This is a genomic window from Photorhabdus laumondii subsp. laumondii (genome assembly GCF_003343245.1).
Lineage (GTDB): Bacteria > Pseudomonadota > Gammaproteobacteria > Enterobacterales > Enterobacteriaceae > Photorhabdus > Photorhabdus laumondii.
This window is the reverse complement of the sequence record NZ_CP024901.1, coordinates 3,124,570-3,144,081: the sequence shown is the minus strand read 5'-3', so window position 1 is coordinate 3,144,081 and position 19,512 is coordinate 3,124,570. Positions and strand designations below refer to the sequence as shown.

Here is a 19,512-nt window from a genome sequence, read left to right as displayed (position 1 = left end):
TACACCGCGTTTCTGGCGGGACAGCCAGATCCGTTGCCACCGTTGACGATTCAGTACCCTGATTACGCCGCTTGGCAGCGTCAATGGTTGTCGGCTGAACGCATACAGTCCCAATCTGATTATTGGCGCGCGAGGCTGGTTGATGCACCGGTTCTTTTGGATTTACCTACTGACCGGCCACGTCCGCTTCAGCAGTCGTTTGCCGGGGCCTTATTGCCTGTCAGTCTGGATGCGGAGTTAACCCAATCCCTTAAGCGCCTGAGTGAGCAACAGGGCGTCACGTTATTTATGACCCTGTTGGCGGCTTGGGCGACAGTGCTGTCACGCCTGTCAGGTCAGGAAGATCTGGTTATCGGTACGCCAAGTGCTGGTCGTGGTCGGCAGGAAGTGGAATCTCTGATTGGCTTCTTTGTGAATACGTTGGCGTTGCGGATGGATTTATCTGATGCACCGAATGTGACGGAATTGCTGGCACGTGTACGACAAACCGCACTGGCGGCACAGGAACATCAGGATCTCCCGTTTGAACAGGTGGTAGAAATCATGCAACTGCCGCGCCAACTGGCGCACACCCCGCTGTTTCAGGTGATGTTTGCCTGGCAGAACAATGAGAATACGGAATGGCGGCTGCCGGGGCTAGAGGTTTCACCAGTCGAGCAAGTTTTTGATGTGGCTAAGTTTGATCTTGAGCTGAATTTGTTTGAAGTTGAAGGCCAGATTGTCGGTTACCTGAATTATGCTACGGCGTTATTTGATCAAGCGACCATTGAGCGGCAGGTGTGCTATCTCCATACCGTATTGCGGGGGATGGTAGCTAACCCTCAACAGCCGGTCGGGAAAATCGATATCCTGACCGTGGCGGAGCGTAAGCTGTTACTGGAAACTTGGAACGCAACTGAAATGCCGTATCCTGCTCACTGTTGTATTCACCGGCTGTTTGAGCAACAGGCAGAAAAAAGCCCGGATGCCACGGCGCTGATGTATGCAGGGCAAGTTCTCAGTTATGCCGAATTAAATGCCCGTGCTAATCGGCTGGCGCATCAACTGATAATGTTGGGAGTCGCACCAGAGCAGCGGGTGGCAATTTGCGTCGCGAGCTCACCGGCGCGGATCGTGGGACTGCTGGCAGTACTGAAAGCCGGGGGGGCCTATGTACCGCTAGACCCGGCTTATCCGGGGGAACGTCTGGTTCATATTTTAACCGATGCTGTGCCAGCTATTGTGCTGGCAGATAATACGGGACGTACCGCATTAGGTGAAAAAGTGCTGGCAGCGTTAACTGTACTGGATCCGAATAGCCTGCCTGATCAGCCGGATAGCAACCCGCAAGTATCGGCATTAACCCCACGCCATCTGGCGTATGTGATTTATACCTCCGGTTCGACCGGCATACCAAAGGGCGTGATGGTTGAACACCGTGGGCTGGTTAATCTGATTCAGGAAAAAATCGTTCAGTTTGAGATTCATCCGGGTAGCCGGATGTTGCAGTTTGCCTCATTTGGCTTTGATGCGGGTGTCTGGGAAACCATGATGGCATTGTGCAGTGGGGCCACTTTGGCGATCCCGGCTGATACGGTTCGTCAGGAGCCTCGTTATCTCTGGCATTATCTGGAAGAGCAGGCGATAACTCACGCCTGTCTGACCCCGGCCCTGCTCCGGGAGGGGACTGATTTACCGGAAATGACGATAAGACCGACGCTGATACTCGGTGGTGAGGCACCCAGCGCAACGTTGCTTCAAGCCCTGAGCCGTCGGGCAACGGTGTTTAATGCCTATGGCCCGACGGAAATCACGGTGTGTGCGACCACCTGGCGTTGTCCGTCAGACTACACTGAGGGTGTCATTGCGATTGGACGTCCGACAGTTAACACACAGGTTTATTTGCTGAATACTGACGGCCAGCCGGTGCCGTTAGGGGCAGTCGGAGAGCTCTATATTGGCGGTATCGGGGTAGCGCGAGGCTATCTCAACCGGCCTGATTTGACGGCGGAACGTTTTCTGGCCGATCCATTTAGCGATGAGCCGGATGCCCGTCTGTACCGGACCGGGGATTTAGCCCGCTACCTGCCGGATGGCAATCTGGAATTCCTGGGTCGTAATGACCAGCAGGTGAAAATCCGCGGTTTCCGTATTGAACCTGGGGAAATCGAAGCTCGCTTAATAGAACACCTGGCGGTAAGCGACGCACTGGTGCTGACTTTGGGTGACGGTCAGGATAAACGGTTGGTGGCTTATGTGGTGGCAGAAGCGGATGACCAGTTGGTTAACAACTTGTACGCTCATCTAAGAGCCATTTTGCCGGATTACATGGTGCCGGCGGCCTTTATACGCCTGGATACCTTCCCGTTGACACCGAACGGCAAACTGGATCGCCGGGCACTGCCCGCGCCGGGGGTGGAAGCCTTTGCCCGTCAGGTTTATGCAGCGCCGCAAGGAGAAATAGAAACCCGGCTGGCTGCTGTCTGGCGCGAGTTGTTGGGCATTGAACAGGTTAGTCGGCATGACAGCTTCTTTGCTCTGGGGGGGCATTCATTGCTGGCGGTGCGGATGGTTGAACGTTTGCGTAATGCGGGGTTAACGTTGGCGGTACGTGATTTATTCCAATCCCCAGTGTTATCTGAATTTGCCCAAACAGTAGGGCAATCACCGGTGGTGGCGGTGCCGACGAATGTCATTACCTCGGCGACTACGAAACTGACACCCGAGATGTTGCCGTTGATTGATCTCACTCAGACTGAGATTGACCATATCATTGAACAAGTGCCGGGTGGGATTGCCAATATTCAGGATATCTATGCCCTGTCACCGTTGCAGGATGGCATCCTGTTCCACCATTTGCTGGCCAGTGAAGGCGACCCGTATTTGCTGGTTGGTCAGATGGTCTTTGCTGACCGCGCTCTGTTGGATAGCTATTTAGTGGCAGTGCAACAGGTGATTAACCGTCATGACATCCTGCGCACGGCTTTTATCTGGCAGGGATTATCCACGCCGGTTCAGGTGGTCTGGTGTCAGGCTTTATTGTCAATTACTGAACTGACATTGAACCCGATTGATGGGCCGGTCCGAGACCAGTTAGCTCAACGTTTTGATCCGCGTCGATATCGTATTGATCTGAAACGAGCACCTTTGCTGCATTTTGTAGTGGCTCAGGAGGAGGATGGTCGCTGGAGTGTATTGCAATTGTTGCATCATTTGATTGGCGACCATACGACGCTAGAAGTGATGAACGGTGAAGTTCAGGCTTATCTTGCCGGACAGGAAGAGAACTTGTCTGCGCCAGTCCCTTTCCGCAATCTGGTGGCACAGGCTCGGTTGGGGGGGAGTCAGGCTGAGCATACCCGTTTCTTTACTGACATGTTGGCTGAAGTGGATGAACCAACGCTCCCGTTCGGGTTGACGGAAGTACATCGGAACGGCTCACAAATGGCCGAGTTGCACCGGATGTTGACGCCTGAGCTGAATAACCGTTTGCGTAGTCAGGCCCGGCGTCTGGGCGTCAGTTTGGCTGCGTTGTGTCATTTGGCCTGGGCACAGGTCTTGTCGCGTACCAGCGGACAGGCGAAAGTGGTGTTTGGCACAGTACTGTTTGGGCGGATGCAGGTAGGGGAAGGAGTTGACAGCGGCATGGGATTATTTATCAACACCTTGCCGTTGCGGTTGGATATAGATGAGACCTCGGTGCAGGACAGTGTACGGTTAGCGCATACTCGGTTAGCTGGGTTGCTTGAGCATGAACATGCTTCGCTGGCGTTGGCTCAACGTTGCAGTGGAGTGCAAAATGAAGCACCGCTCTTTAGCGCTTTGTTGAACTACCGGCATAATGTACCGGCGATAGCCACGGATGCAATCATTAGCGGCATTGAATTCCTTAGCGGGCAAGAGCGCACTAACTATCCGTTGGTGCTCTCAGTGGAGGATTTTGGTGACGCACTGGGATTGACGGTGCAAATTGTTCAACCGATTGATCCGGAGCGGATATGTGGTTATATGCAACAGGCGCTAGAAAGTCTGGCTGCGGCGCTTGAGCAGCAGCCGGAGGCACCAGTACGATTGCTGAATATCTTGCCGGCATCGGAGAAAAAACTGTTGCTGGAGAGCTGGAACGCGACCCAAGCACCATATCCTGACCAATGTTGTATTCACCGGTTGTTTGAACAACAGGCAGAAAACACGCCTGATGCGATAGCACTGATATATGGAGAACACATTTTCAACTATGCCGAATTAAATGCTCGCGCTAACCGGTTAGCGCGTCGGTTAATCAGGCAGGGGATTCAACCGGATGAGCGGATTGCTGTTTTGTTAGAGCGTTCTATTGAGCTGGTGGTGGCTCAATTGGCTATCCTCAAAGCCGGGGCTGTTTATGTGCCGATCGATCCCAGTGTGCCGGACGAGAGGAAGCATTGGCTGATAAGAGACTGTTCAGCCAAGTTATTGCTTACCGATATCCCGATTGACCTGGCGATTCCTCGGTTTTGTTTGGCCGATGAGATGGGGGCTATTAGGGGAGAGGATTACCTTAATCTTGACTTATCTCGGTCCAGTACCGAGCTGGCTTATATTATGTATACTTCCGGCTCGACCGGTATGCCCAAAGGGGTGATGGTGCCGCATCGTGCTGTAGTTCGGCTGGTGATTAATAACGGATATGCCGAAATTGGGCCGGATGATCGGGTGGCGTTTGAAGCTAACCCGGTTTTCGATGCTAGCACCTTTGAAGTGTGGGCACCGCTGCTTAATGGCGGTGCGCTGGTGGTGATTGATCACGCCACTGTGCTAACACCCAAAGAGTTTGCTCAAGTATTACGGAATTATCGCATTACCGTGCTGTGGCTGAGTGTCGGGTTGTTTAACCGACTGGCAGCAGAGTTGTCCCCGGTTTTCCCGCAGCTCAACATCTTGATTGTTGGTGGCGATGTGCTGGATCCGCATGTGATGGCGCAAGTTCTGCGTGATAGCCCGCCGCAACAGTTATTGAATGGCTATGGACCCAGTGAGGGCACCACCTTTACCACTACCTACCGTATTGCAACGTTACCGTCAGGAGTGATCCGGATCCCCATTGGCCGACCGATAGCTAATACGCGGGTTTATCTGTTGGATGCCAATGGTCAGCCAGTGCCGTTGGGTGTGGAAGGAGAGATTTATATCGGCGGGGATGGAGTTGCCTGTGGCTATCTTAATCGTCCTGAACTGACCGCAGAGCGTTTTTTGCCGGATCCGTTCAGTGATAAACCCGATGCCCGCCTGTACCGAACTGGGGATTTGGCCCGTTACCTGCCGGATGGCAATCTGGAGTTCCTGGGCCGTAATGACCAACAGGTGAAAATCCGTGGTTTCCGCATTGAGCCGGGGGAAATCGAAGCTCGGCTGATGGAACACCCGGCGGTGCATGAAGCAGTCGTGTTGGTGATGAGTGATGGTCAGGATAAACGGTTGGTGGCTTATGTGGTGGCAGAAGCGGATGAGATGCTGGTTAACCATCTGCGTGATCACTTAAGTGCGGTGTTGCCGGATTATATGGTACCGGCCGCTTTTGTCTGTTTGGATGCCTTCCCGCTGACGCCGAACGGCAAGCTGGACCGTCGGGCGCTACCGGCACCGGGGGAAGAGGATTTTGCCCGGCAAATTTACGCAGCACCGTCAGGGGAGATGGAAACCACATTGGCGGCTATCTGGCGTGAATTACTGAGCGTTGAGCGGATTAGCCGGTATGACAACTTTTTCGCACTGGGCGGCCATTCTTTGCTGGCGGTGCGGATGATGAACCGAATAGCGGCGCTGGGGATTGAATTACCGCTGTCTACGCTGTTTACATTCCCGACTTTGATGGCTTTTGCTGAAGTGATGAGTGCCCGGTTTGATGAGTCAGGCGAGGCATTGCCAGCTATCATTCCGCTATCCCGTGAAGGCCAATTGCCGTTGTCATTTGCGCAACAGCGTCTGTGGTTCCTGGCGCAGTTTGAGGGGGTGAGTGAAACCTATCATATTCCGCTGGCTCTGCGTTTGCGTGGTCGGCTGGATATCGCCGCCTGGCAACGGGCACTTGATACGCTGTTTGCCCGCCATGAAGCGTTGCGTTCTGTTTTTGTTGCTGTTGACGGTCAGCCGCAGGTGGAATTGTTGCCGACGGAATGGGGCTTGCCGATGAGAAAATATGATCTGCGTGACACGCCTGATGTGGATGCGCAGCTTGCTTCTTTCTCAGTTCAGGAAGCTAGTGTGTCGTTTGATCTTGCCCGTGGCCCATTAATTCGTTCCACTCTGGTACAACTGGCTGACAATGATCACGTTTTTCTGCTGACCCAACATCATATTGTTTCCGATGGCTGGTCTTTAGGGGTACTGAAGTCAGAGCTGGAGACGCTGTATTCGGCTTACTTGAACCAACAGCCAGATCCGTTGCTACCGTTGACGATTCAGTACCCTGATTACGCCGCTTGGCAGTGTCAATGGCTGTCGGCAGCACAGATACAGTCTCAATCTGACTACTGGTGCACAAAGCTGGCTGACGTACCAGTTCTACTGGATTTACCGACTGACCGGCCACGTCCGCCTCAGCAGTCATTTGCCGGAAATACTTTACTCATCAGTCTGGATGCGGAGTTAACCCAATCTCTTAAACTCCTGAGTGAGCAACAGGGCGTCACGTTATTTATGACCCTGTTGGCGGCTTGGGCGACGGTTCTGTCGCGTCTATCGGGTCAGGAAGATCTGGTTATCGGTACGCCAAGTGCTGGTCGCAGTCGACAGGAAGTGGAATCTTTAATCGGCTTCTTTGTGAATACACTAGCGTTGCGTATGGATTTATCCGGTGAACCCAGTGTGGCGGAATTACTGGCACGTGTGCGACAAACGGCGCTGGCAGCGCAAGAACACCAAGATCTGCCGTTTGAGCAGGTGGTGGAAATCGTGCAACCGTCCCGCCGACTGGCGCATACCCCATTGTTCCAAGTGATGTTTGCCTGGCAGAACAATGAGAACACGGAATGGCGGTTGCCGGGATTGGTGGTTTCACCTGTTGAGCAAGCTTTTGATGTGGTTAAGTTCGATCTTGAGCTGAATTTGTTTGAGGTGGAGGGCAGGATTACTGGCTATCTGAATTATGCCACCGCTCTATTTGATCAAGTGACCATTGAGCGGCAGGTAGGCTATCTCCATACCATGCTGCGGGAGATGGTAGCTAATCCTCAACAGACGGTTGGGAAAATCGATATTCTGACCGTAGCGGAGCGCAAGCTGTTATTGGAAACCCGGAATGTCATTGAAACCCGGTATCCTAAGCAGTTATGTATTCATCAGTTATTTGAACAACAGGTGGAGAACGAGCCTAATGAGACGGCAGTGGTATATGAAGAACACACCCTCAGTTACGGCGAGCTCAATGCCCGTGCCAACCGGTTGGCGCATCAACTGATCGCGTTGGGCGTCATACCGGACCAACGGGTGGCGGTTTGCGTGTCACGTTCACCGGCAATGGTGGTGGGGGTATTAGCCGTGCTGAAAGCCGGAGGTGCCTATGTGCCGCTGGATCCGGTCTATACTGGGGAGCGCCTGACACATATCCTGACCGATGCTGCCCCCGCTATTTTGCTGGCGGATAATGTCGGGCGTGATGTGCTGGGAGAGGACGCACTGGCAGGGTTAACGGTACTTGACCCAAATAGCCTGCCTGATCAACCGGACAGTAACCCGCAAGTGCCGGGATTGACGGCACAGCATCTGGCGTATGTGATTTACACCTCGGGCTCGACCGGTACGCCGAAAGGGGTGATGGTGGAACATCGTCATATCCTGCGTTTGTTTGACGCCACTGAATCCTGGTATCGATTTAACCGGCAAGATATTTGGTGTCTGTTCCATTCCATTGCGTTTGACTTCTCGGTATGGGAATTATGGGGGGCGTTACGCTACGGCGCTAAACTGGTGCTGGTTCCGCATGCGATTGCCCGTTCACCCCAGGAGCTGCATCAATTCGTGTGTCAGCACGGTGTTACGGTGTTGAATCAGACCCCCAGTGCCTTTAAAGCCTTTATTGCCAGTTATGTTGCCAATCCGTTACCGGACTGCTTGCGCTATATCATCTTTGGTGGGGAAGCACTTGAACCGAGTATGCTGAAGCCGTGGTATGCCCTGCGTGAAGAGACATCGCCTCAGTTGGTGAATATGTACGGTATCACAGAGACCACGGTACACGTCACTTACTGGGCACTGGCTCGCCATGATGTAGAGCAGACAACGAGTCCTATTGGCACACGGCTCCCGGATTTAACCCTCTATTTGTTGGATAAGTATGGTCAGCCAGTACCGTCAGGCGCTGTAGGTGAGTTATATATTGGCGGGGCCGGTGTGGCACGGGGTTATCTCAATCGTCCTGAACTGACGGCGGAACGTTTCCTGACAGACCCGTTTAGTCATATTCCAGATGCCCGGATGTACCGCACCGGGGATTTGGCCCGCTACCTGCCTGACGGCAATCTGGAGTTCCTGGGCCGTAATGACCAACAGGTGAAAATCCGCGGCTTCCGCATTGAGCCGGGGGAAATCGAAGCCCGATTGATGGAATACCCGGCGGTGAGAGAAGCGGTTGTGCTGGCGCTGGATGATGGTCAGGATAAACGGCTGGTGGCTTATGTAGTGGCAGAAGTGGATGAGGAGTTGATTAATCGTCTGCGTACTCACTTAGGTGCGATTTTACCGGATTATATGGTGCCGGCCGCTTTTGTGCGTCTGGAGACCTTTCCGTTGACCCCGAACGGCAAACTGGATCGCCGGGCGCTACCGGCACCGGGGGAAGATGCCTTTGCCCGTCAGGTTTATGCAGCGCCGCAAGGGGAGACAGAAACTCTGTTAGCCACTGTTTGGAGCGAGTTGTTGGGTATTGAACAGATCAGCCGACACGACAGCTTCTTTGCATTAGGCGGTCATTCATTGCTGGCGGTGCGAATGATTGAACGTCTGCGTAACGTGGGGTTAACGTTAGCGGTGCGTGATTTATTCCAATCCCCGGTGTTATCGGCATTTGCCCAAACAGTAGGGCAATCACCGGCGGTGGTAGTGCCGGCAAATGTTATCACCCCAGTAACCACAATACTCACCCCCGATATGTTGCCATTAATTGATCTCACTCAACCGGAAATTGACCATATCGTTGAACAAGTGCCGGGTGGAATGGCTAATATTCAAGATATTTATGCCCTGTCGCCGTTACAGGACGGTATCTTGTTCCATCATCTACTGGCGAATAAAGGTGATCCGTACCTATTAGTCAGTCAGACGGCTTTCGTTGATCGATCTCTGTTGGACAGTTATTTGGCAGTAGTACAACAGGTGATTAACCGCCATGACATCCTACGCACTGCTTTTATCTGGCAAGGATTATCAACACCGGTTCAGGTGGTCTGGCGTCAGGCACCGTTATCAGTGACTGAATTGACATTGGATCCCATTGATGGACCGGTTTATGAACAACTCATTCAACGTTTTGACCCGCGTTATCATCGTCTCGACTTGAGCCAAGCCCCCTTGCTGCGTTTTATGGTGGCGCAAGAAACGGATGGTCGCTGGATTGCACTGCAATTACAGCATCATCTGATTGGCGATCATACGACACTGGAAGTGATGAACCGAGAAGTTCAGGCGTACCTTACCGGGCGGGAAGAGAACTTGTCTGCGCCGGTCCCTTTCCGCAATCTGGTGGCTCAGGTCCGGTTGGGCGTGAGCCAGGCCGAACATACCCGTTTCTTTACTGACATGTTGGCTGAAGTGGATGAACCGACGCTGCCGTTCGGGTTGACGGAAGTACATCGAGACGGCTCGCAGGTGACAGAATTGCACCGGATGTTGCCCACCATATTGAATAATCGCTTGCGTAGTCAGGCCCGGCGTCTGGGCGTTAGTTTGGCGGCGTTGTGTCATCTGGCCTGGGCACAGGTATTGTCGCGTATCAGTGGACAAGAGAAAGTGGTGTTCGGCACTGTGCTGTTTGGGCGGATGCAGGGTGGAGAAGGCGCTGATAGCGGCATGGGACTGTTTGTCAACACCTTGCCGTTACGACTGGATATAAATAATACCCCGGTACAGGATAGTGCACGCTTAACCCATACTCGGTTAGCTGAATTGCTTGCGCATGAACATGCTTCACTGGCACTGGCTCAACGTTGCAGTGAAGTGTCGGGGGAAACGCCCCTCTTTAGTACTTTGCTGAACTACCGGCATAGTGCGCAGCCGATCACCGTAGATGAAACTATCAGCGGTATAGAATCCTTTAACGGGCAGGAACGTACCAACTATCCGTTTACTCTATCGGTGGAGGATTTTGGTCACGCTTTGGGATTGACCGCGCAAGTGGTACAACCGTTTGATCCGAAACGGATATGTGGTTATATGCAACAGGCGCTGGAGAGTTTGGTGGAAGCACTTGAACAGGCACCGGAAACACCGGTACGGGCATTGAATATTCTGCCAGAAGTGGAACGCCGATTGTTGCTAAAAACTTGGAATGCGACTGAAACTGTCTACCCTAAGCAGTTATGTGTCCATCAGTTATTTGAACAACAAGTGGAGAAAAACCCGGATGCTACGGCGCTGGTGTATGAAGAACAGACGTTCAGCTATGCGGAACTGAATACCCGCGCTAACCGACTGGCCCATCAACTGATTGCGTTGGGTATTGCGCCAGACCAGCGAGTAGCGATTTGCGTGACACGTTCACCGACGATGGTCGTAGGCTTGCTGGCGGTATTGAAAGCGGGTGGTGCCTATGTTCCATTGGACCCGGCTTATCCGGGGGAACGTTTGGCACATATTTTGACCGATGCAGCACCGGCTATTTTGCTGGCGGACAATGTCGGATGTGCCGCATTGGGTGAGGAAGCACTGTCAGGACTCACGGTACTGGATCCGAATACGCTGCCTGATAAGCCGGACAGTAACCCGCAAGTGACCGCACTGACTGCACAGCATCTGGCGTATGTGATTTACACATCAGGTTCAACCGGTACACCAAAAGGTGTGATGGTTGAGCATCGTGGGCTAATCAATCTTGTCTGGGATAAAATTGCCCAGTTTGACGTTCACTCGGATAGCCGGATATTGCAGTTTGCCTCATTGAGTTTTGATGCCAGTGTTTGGGAAATCATGGTGGCGTTGGGAAGTGGGGCCAGTCTGATTATCGCAGTCGATATCGTCCGGCAGGACCCGCTTCGTCTCTGGCATTATCTGGAGCAACAGGCAGTGACCCATGCCTGTCTGACCCCAGCCTTTCTCCGGGAAAGGACCGATTTACCGGAAATGACGATAAGACCTACGGTGATACTCGGTGGTGAAGCACCTAGCGTAATGCTGCTTCAGGCACTGAGTCGTCGGGCAACGGTGTTTAATGCCTATGGCCCGACAGAAATCACGGTGTGTGCGACGACCTGGCGTTGTCCACCAGACTACACGGATATGTTAGTGCCTATCGGCCATCCAACGGCCAACACCCAGATTTATCTGTTGGATAGCTACGGCCAGCCAGTGCCGCTGGGAGTAGTGGGTGAGTTGTATGTTGGTGGTGTGGGGGTGGCGCGTGGCTACCTTAATCGTCCTGAGCTGACCGCAGAACGTTTTCTGTCGGATCCGTTCAGTGATGAACCCAATGCCCGCCTGTACCGGACCGGGGATTTGGCTCGTTACCTGCCAGACGGCAATCTGGAGTTCCTGGGCCGTAATGACCAACAGGTGAAAATCCGCGGTTTCCGTATTGAGCCGGGGGAAATCGAAGCCCGATTGATGGAACACCCAGCGGTGCAAGAGGCTGTTGTGTTGGTGCTGGGTGATGAGCAGAACAAACGGTTGGTAGCTTATATAGTGGCAGAAGCGGATGAGGCGCTGGTTAACCGTCTGCGTACACACTTGAGCGCAATCTTACCGGATTATATGGTGCCGGCGGCTTTTGTACGCCTGAATGCCTTCCCGCTGACCCCGAACGGCAAACTAGATCGTCGGGCATTACCGGTACCGGGGGAAGAGGCTTTTGTCCGGCAGATTTACGCCGCACCGTCAGGAGAGATGGAAACCACATTAGCCGCTATCTGGCGTGAATTACTGGGCGTTGAGCGGATTAGCCGGTACGACAACTTTTTCGCACTGGGCGGCCATTCGTTATTGGCGGTGAGGATGATGAACCGGATAGCGGCGTTGGAGATTGAATTACCACTGTCTACGCTGTTTACATTCCCTGCTTTGGCCGATTTTGCTGAAGCGATAAATACTCGATTGAATGAGCAGAGCAGCAAACTACCGGTCATTATACCACTATCTGGTGAGGGTAAATTGCCGTTGTCATTTGCGCAACAGCGTCTGTGGTTCCTGTCCCAGTTTGATGGAGTGAGTGAAACCTATCATATTCCGGTGGCCCTGCATTTGCGTGGTCGGTTGGATATCGCTGCTTGGCAGCAGGCGCTTGATGCACTGTTTTCCCGCCACAAAGCGTTGCGTTCTGTCTTCGTTGCCGTTGACGGTCAGCCGCAGGTGGAGTTATTGCCGGCAGCATCAGGTTTGCCGATGAAAAAATATGATCTGCGTAACGCACCTGATGCGGATGCGCAGCTTGCCTCTCTCTCTGCTCAGGAAACCGAAGTACCATTTAACCTTACCCGTGGCCCATTAATCCGCTCCAGTCTGGTACAACTGGCTAATGATGAACATGTATTCCTACTGACTCTGCATCATATTATTTTCGATGGTTGGTCTGTCAGCGTGTTGATGCGTGAATTAAACACCCTTTACACCGCATTTCTGGCGGGGCAGCCAGATCCGTTGCCACCGTTGACGATTCAGTATCCTGATTACGCCGCTTGGCAGCGACAATGGCTGTCGGCTGAACGGATACAGTCCCAATCTGATTATTGGCGCACGAAGCTGGCTGACGCACCGATTCTCTTGGATTTGCCTACTGATCGGCCACGCCCTCCTCAGCAGTCATTTGCCGGGAATATCTTACTCGTCAGTTTGGATGCGGAGTTAACCCAATCTCTCAAGCGCCTGAGTGAACAGCAGGGTGTCACGTTATTTATGACCCTGTTGGCCGCTTGGGCGACGGTTTTGTCGCGCCTGTCAGGTCAGGATGATGTGGTTATCGGTACCCCAAGTGCGGGCCGCAGTCGGCAAGAAGTGGAATCCCTGATCGGCTTCTTTGTGAATACGCTGGCATTGCGGATGGATTTATCCGGTGCACCGAATGTGACGGAATTGCTGGCGCGTGTACGACAAACCGCACTGGCGGCACAGGAACATCAGGATCTCCCGTTTGAACAGGTGGTGGAAATCGTGCAGCCGTCGCGCCAACTGGTGCATACCCCATTGTTCCAGGTGATGTTTGCTTGGCAGAGCAATGAAAATAGGGACTGGATGTTACCCGGACTGACCATTTCACCTGTTGGGCGATCTTTTGATATCGCTAAGTTTGATCTTGAGCTGAATTTGTCTGAGATGGATGGACGGATTGTCGGTTATCTGAATTATGCCACCACCCTGTTTGATCAATCGACCGTTGAGCGGCAGGTGGGCTATCTCCATACCGTATTGCGAGAGATGACGGCTAACCCTCAACAGCCAGTTGGGAAAATCGATATCCTGACCGTGGAGGAGCGTAAGCTATTACTGGAAAGCTGGAATGCAACCCAAACGCGATATCCTGACCAGACATGTATTCACCGGCTGTTTGAGCAGCAGACGGAGAAAACCCCTGACGCAGTAGCGCTGGTGTATGAAGAGCGCATTCTCAGCTATGCTGAATTAAATGCCCGCGCCAATCGGCTGGCCTATCGGTTAATTGAGCGCGGGGTACAGTCGGATGATCGGATCGCGGTGTTGTTAGAACGATCTATTGAGCTGGTTGTAGCTCAGTTGGCTATTCTCAAGGCAGGAGCCGTTTATGTGCCGATCGATCCCCGGATGCCGGACGAGCGGAAAAACTGGCTGATAAGCGACTGTTCAGCCAAATTATTGCTCTCCGATATCTTGGTTAACCTAGCGGTCCTTCAGTTCTGCCTTGATGATGAGATGGACGCTATCAGGCAGGAAGATCACTGTAATCTTGACTTACCCCGCTCCAGTACCGAATTGGCCTATATTATGTATACCTCTGGCTCGACCGGCACACCCAAAGGGGTAATGGTGCCACATCGTGCGGTGGTTCGGCTGGCGATTAATAATGGGTACGCTGAAATCGGGGCAGATGATCGGGTCGCGTTTGAAGCTAACCCGGTTTTTGATGCCAGTACCTTTGAAGTTTGGGCACCGTTGCTTAATGGCGGTGCGCTAGTGGTGATTGATCACGCCACATTGCTGACGCCGAAAGAGTTTGTTCAGGCATTACAGACTTATCGCATTACCGTACTGTGGCTGAGTGTTGGGCTGTTTAACCGACTGGCGACAGCGTTGTCCCCGGTGTTGCCACAAATCAAAACCCTGATTGTTGGCGGTGATATTCTTGATCCACATGTCATTGCCCAGGTTCTGCGTGATGGCCCGCCTCAACAATTATTGAATGGTTATGGACCGAGTGAGGGTACCACCTTCACTACCACCTACCGCATTACGGCATTATCACCGGAAGTGAGCCGGATCCCCATTGGTCGACCGATAGCCAATACGCGGGTTTATCTGTTAGATACCTATGGTCAGCCAGTGCCACAGGGGGTAACTGGTGAGATTTATATCGGTGGAGATGGGGTTGCCTGTGGCTATCTCAATCGCCCTGAACTGACCGCGGAACGTTTTCTGCTAGATCCGTTTAGTGATAAGCCGGATGCCCGCTTGTACCGCACCGGGGATTTGGCCCGTTACCTGCCAGACGGTAATCTGGAATTCCTAGGCCGTAATGACCAGCAAGTGAAAATCCGTGGTTTCCGTATTGAGCCGGGGGAAATCGAAGTCCGGCTGATGGAACATCCGGCGGTGAGTGAAGCTGTTGTGTTGGCACAGGGTGACAGCCAGGACAAACGGTTGGTAGCTTATGTAGCAGCAGAAGCGAATGAAGAGTTGGTTAACCATCTGCGTACTCATCTAAGCGCTATTTTGCCGGATTATATGGTACCGGCAGCGTTTGTACGCCTGGATACCTTCCCCTTGACACCAAACGGCAAGCTGGACCGTCGGGCGTTACCGGCACCGGGGGAAGAAGCTTTTGCTCGGCAGGTTTATGCAGCGCCGCAAGGGGTGACAGAAACCACACTGGCTGCTATCTGGAGCGAGTTGTTAGGCGTTGAGCAGGTCAGTCGGCATGATAGCTTCTTTGCGTTGGGGGGGCATTCATTGTTGGCGGTGCGGATGATTGAGCGCCTGCGTAACGCGGGGCTAATACTGGCGGTACGTGATCTGTTCCAATCCCCGGTGTTATCCGCATTTGCGCAAACAGTAGGGCTGTCTCGGGCAGTGGTAGTACCGGCGAATGTCATCACCCCGGCGACCACGGTACTTACACCTGAGATGTTGCCGCTGATTGAGTTGGCCCAGCCTGAGATTGACCATATTGTGGAACAAGTGCCGGGAGGGATGGCCAATATTCAGGATATCTATGCCTTGTCTCCGTTGCAGGACGGTATTCTGTTCCACCATTTACTGGCGAACAAAGGCGATCCGTATCTGTTGGCTTATCCTATAGCCTTTGCTGATCGTTCATTGCTGGATCGTTATCTGGCGGCAGTGCAACAGGTGATTAATCGCCATGACATCCTGCGTACTGCCTTTGTTTGGCAAGGATTATCAGTTCCGGCTCAGGTAGTCTGGCGTCAAGCGTCGTTATCAGTGACTGAATTGACGTTGGATCCCGCAGATGGGCCAGTTTATGAACAATTGTCTCAACGTTTTGACCCGCGTCAGCATCGTCTTGATTTAGGACAGGCACCACTATTACGTTTTGTTATTGCACAAGAGACGGATGGTCGTTGGATCGTATTGCAATTGCAGCATCATTTGATTGGCGACCATACCGCAATGGATGTGATGAACCGTGAAGTTCAGGCGTACCTTGCCGGGCAGGGGGACAGCTTGCCTGTTCCGATTCCTTTCCGCAATCTGGTGGCTCAGGCTCGGCTGGGGATGAGTCAGGCCGAGCATACCCGCTTCTTCACCGATATGTTGGCAGAGGTGGATCAACCGACGTTACCATTCGGGTTGACGGAGGTACATCGGGATGGTTCACAGGTGGCCCAATCACACCGGATGTTGCCTGCCATGTTGAATGACCGTTTACGTCATCAGGCTCGGCGTCTGGGCGTTAGTTTGGCTGCGTTGTGTCATTTGGCTTGGGCACAGGTGCTGTCACGTACCAGCGGACAGGAGAAAGTGGTGTTTGGTACCGTGCTGTTTGGGCGGATGCAGGCAGGGGAAGGTGGTGACAGCGGCATGGGATTGTTTATTAATACATTGCCATTAAGGCTGGATATGGATGATACCCCGGTGCAGGAGAGTGTACAGGCTGCACATACTCGGCTGGCTGGATTATTGGAACATGAGCACGCTTCACTGGCATTGGCTCAACGTTGCAGCGGGGTACAAAATGGAATTCCACTCTTTAGTGCTTTGTTGAACTACCGGCATAATGCGCCCGTGATTGTCACGGATGAAGTTACCAATGGCATTGAATTTCAGGGTGAGCAAGAGCGCACTAATTACCCGTTTGTTTTGTCGGTGGAGGATTTTAGTAATGCACTTGGGCTGACGACGCAAATCGTTCAACCGATTGATCCGGAGCGGATATGTGATTATATGCAACAGGCACTGGAAAGCTTGGCAGAGGCGCTTGAACAGAAGTCGGAGACACCGATACGGTTGCTGAATATCTTGCCGGAAGCTGAGAAGAAGCTGTTGCTGGAGAGCTGGAATGCAACCCAAGCGTTGTATCCTGACCAATGTTGCATGCACCGGCTGTTTGAACAACAGGCAGAAAAAACCCCTGATGCGATAGCGCTGATGTATGGAGAATACATTCTCAACTATGCGGAATTAAATGCTCGTGCTAACCGGCTGGCTCGCCGGCTAATCGGGCTTGGGATTAGGTCGGATGATCGCGTGGCTGTACTGTTAGAACGTTCTGTTGAACTGGTGATAGCTCAGTTGGCTATCCTCAAGGCCGGGGCTGTTTATGTGCCACTCGATCTCCGTATACCGGACGAACGGCTGCATTGGCTGATAAGCGATTGTTCAGCCAAATTGTTGCTTACGGATATTCCAGTTGACCTGGATATTCCCCTGTATTGCTTTGCCGATGAGGTAGACGATATTGAGGAAGAAGGTTACCTCAATCTTGATTTACCTCGTTCCAGTACCGATCTGGCTTATATCATGTATACCTCTGGCTCGACTGGCACACCAAAAGGGGTAATGGTGCCGCATCGGGCCGTGGTCCGACTGGTGATTAATAATGGGTATGCTGAAATCGGGCCGGATGATCGGGTGGCTTTTGAGGCTAATCCGGCTTTCGATGCTAGTACCTTTGAAGTTTGGGCTCCATTGCTTAATGGTGGAACACTAGTGGTAATTGATCACACTACTGTATTGACGCCGCAGGAGTTTGTCCAAACATTACAGGCTTATCGAGTCACTGTTATGTGGTTGAGTGTCGGGTTGTTTAACCGATTAGCGGCAGAGTTGTCCACGGTTCTTCCGCAGCTCAAAATCCTGATTGTCGGCGGCGATGTGCTGGATCCGCATGCGATAGCGCAGGTTCTGCGTGATGGCCCGCCTCAACAGTTATTGAATGGTTACGGGCCAAGTGAGGGCACTACCTTTACCACCACCTACCGCATCACGGCATTATCACCGGGAATGACCCAGATCCCTATTGGTCGACCAATAGCTAATACGCGGGTTTATCTGCTGGATATCTATGGCCAGCCAGTGCCGCAGGGGGTAACCGGTGAGATTTATATCGGTGGGGATGGGGTTGCCTGTGGCTATCTCAATCGTCCTGAGTTAACGGCTGAACGCTTCCTTGTTGATCCATTTAGTGATTTACCTGATGCCCGCATGTACCGAACAGGAGATTTAGCCCGTTACCTGCCAGACGGTAATTTGGAGTTCTTGGGCCGTAACGATCAGCAAATTAAAATCCGAGGTTTCCGTATTGAGCCGGGTGAAATTGAGGCACGGTTGGTGGAATATCCAACTGTACAAGAGGCCATTGTGTTGGTGCTAGGTGATGGACAGGACAAACGTTTGGTCGCTTATGTGGTGGCACAGGAGGATGAAGGACTGGCTAATAGCTTGCATACTTACCTGAGTGCCATTTTACCGGATTACATGGTGCCGTCGGTTTTTGTGCGTGTGGATGATTTTCCGTTGACTCCCAACGGTAAATTGGATCGTCATGCGTTACCAGCTCCAGGCAATGAAGCGTTTGCCCGGCAGGTCTATGAAGCGCCACAAGGAGAAATGGAAACCGTATTGGTGGCTATTTGGTGTGAATTACTGGCGATTGAGCAGGTAAGCCGGTATGACAATTTCTTCGCCTTGGGTGGTCACTCACTGTTGGCTATGCGGATGATAAATCTTGCAGCTAATCATGGACTTATTTGTACATTGAATGATCTGTTTCAATTCCCTGTTCTGTCTGAACTGGCCGCGAAAATGACATCAGATAAGCTGTCTCAACCGAGAAATAGCGCAATATCGGTGCGATCTGATGGAACAGGTTTACCGTTATTCTTTGTGCCCAGTGGGATGGGTGATTATTCCTATGTGTTCGGGTTGTCTCAACAGCTTCATCTAGGCTACCCGATTTATGCACTGCCTTGGCCGTCCATCAGTGAAGAACCAATGTCGACAATGGAAGAGCAAGCGACAAGAATGATCAACTTTATGAAAGCGGTTCAACCGGAAGGTCCATATCGGATATGTGGTTATTCTTCCGGTGGCATATTGGCTTACGCGATTGCCCAACAACTTCTGTATTCCAGTGAGGTGGTTAATTTCCTCGGTCTGATAGATACGCCTGCTCCTCATTATTACAGGCAACGGATAACGCCACCAAAACTTCAATTTTTTATTGAATTGGCGAGGCAGGCAGAGGACGGATATATTGAAGAAATGGCGGCACTGTACCGGCGAATTGATGAGTTAAATTTGGTGCAGTTTATCGAAACGGCGCAGAAATTGGCATTATACCCGGCGAATCTGCGTGCCGATTTAATCGCAAAACGTTGGGAGCAGATAGCAAATTATGCACAAATAGTTAGAGACTATGAGCCGCAAGTATCAGCGATAACGCTGCATCAATTCTATGCAATGGAATCTTCTCCATCTGTTCCTGTTGTTATAGATACTAAAATTATGGATATTGAACCACAGCCTTTAAACATGGGTTCGTCGTTAGGTTGGGCGCAGGTATTACCCGATTCTTCGCTTCGGTTAATTCCGATTTCGGGTAACCATTTTAGTCTGTTGGAGAATAATGAGGATAAAGTTGCTTTAGTTCAGGCTTTAAATATGGCGTTGGCAGTGGGTTGGAACGAAGAGGTTCAGTAA

General features: G+C 52.2%; 1 protein-coding gene (only partly in view). It reads left to right on the top strand.

Annotated elements, in window-relative coordinates:
* Nucleotides 1-19,512, top strand: the 3' portion of a protein-coding gene (locus PluTT01m_RS13740) for a non-ribosomal peptide synthase/polyketide synthase (protein WP_011146892.1). The gene continues 29,592 nt to the left of window position 1, outside the view; only the last 19,512 of its 49,104 coding nucleotides appear in the window; the start codon falls outside the window, past its left edge; the stop codon is at nucleotides 19,510-19,512.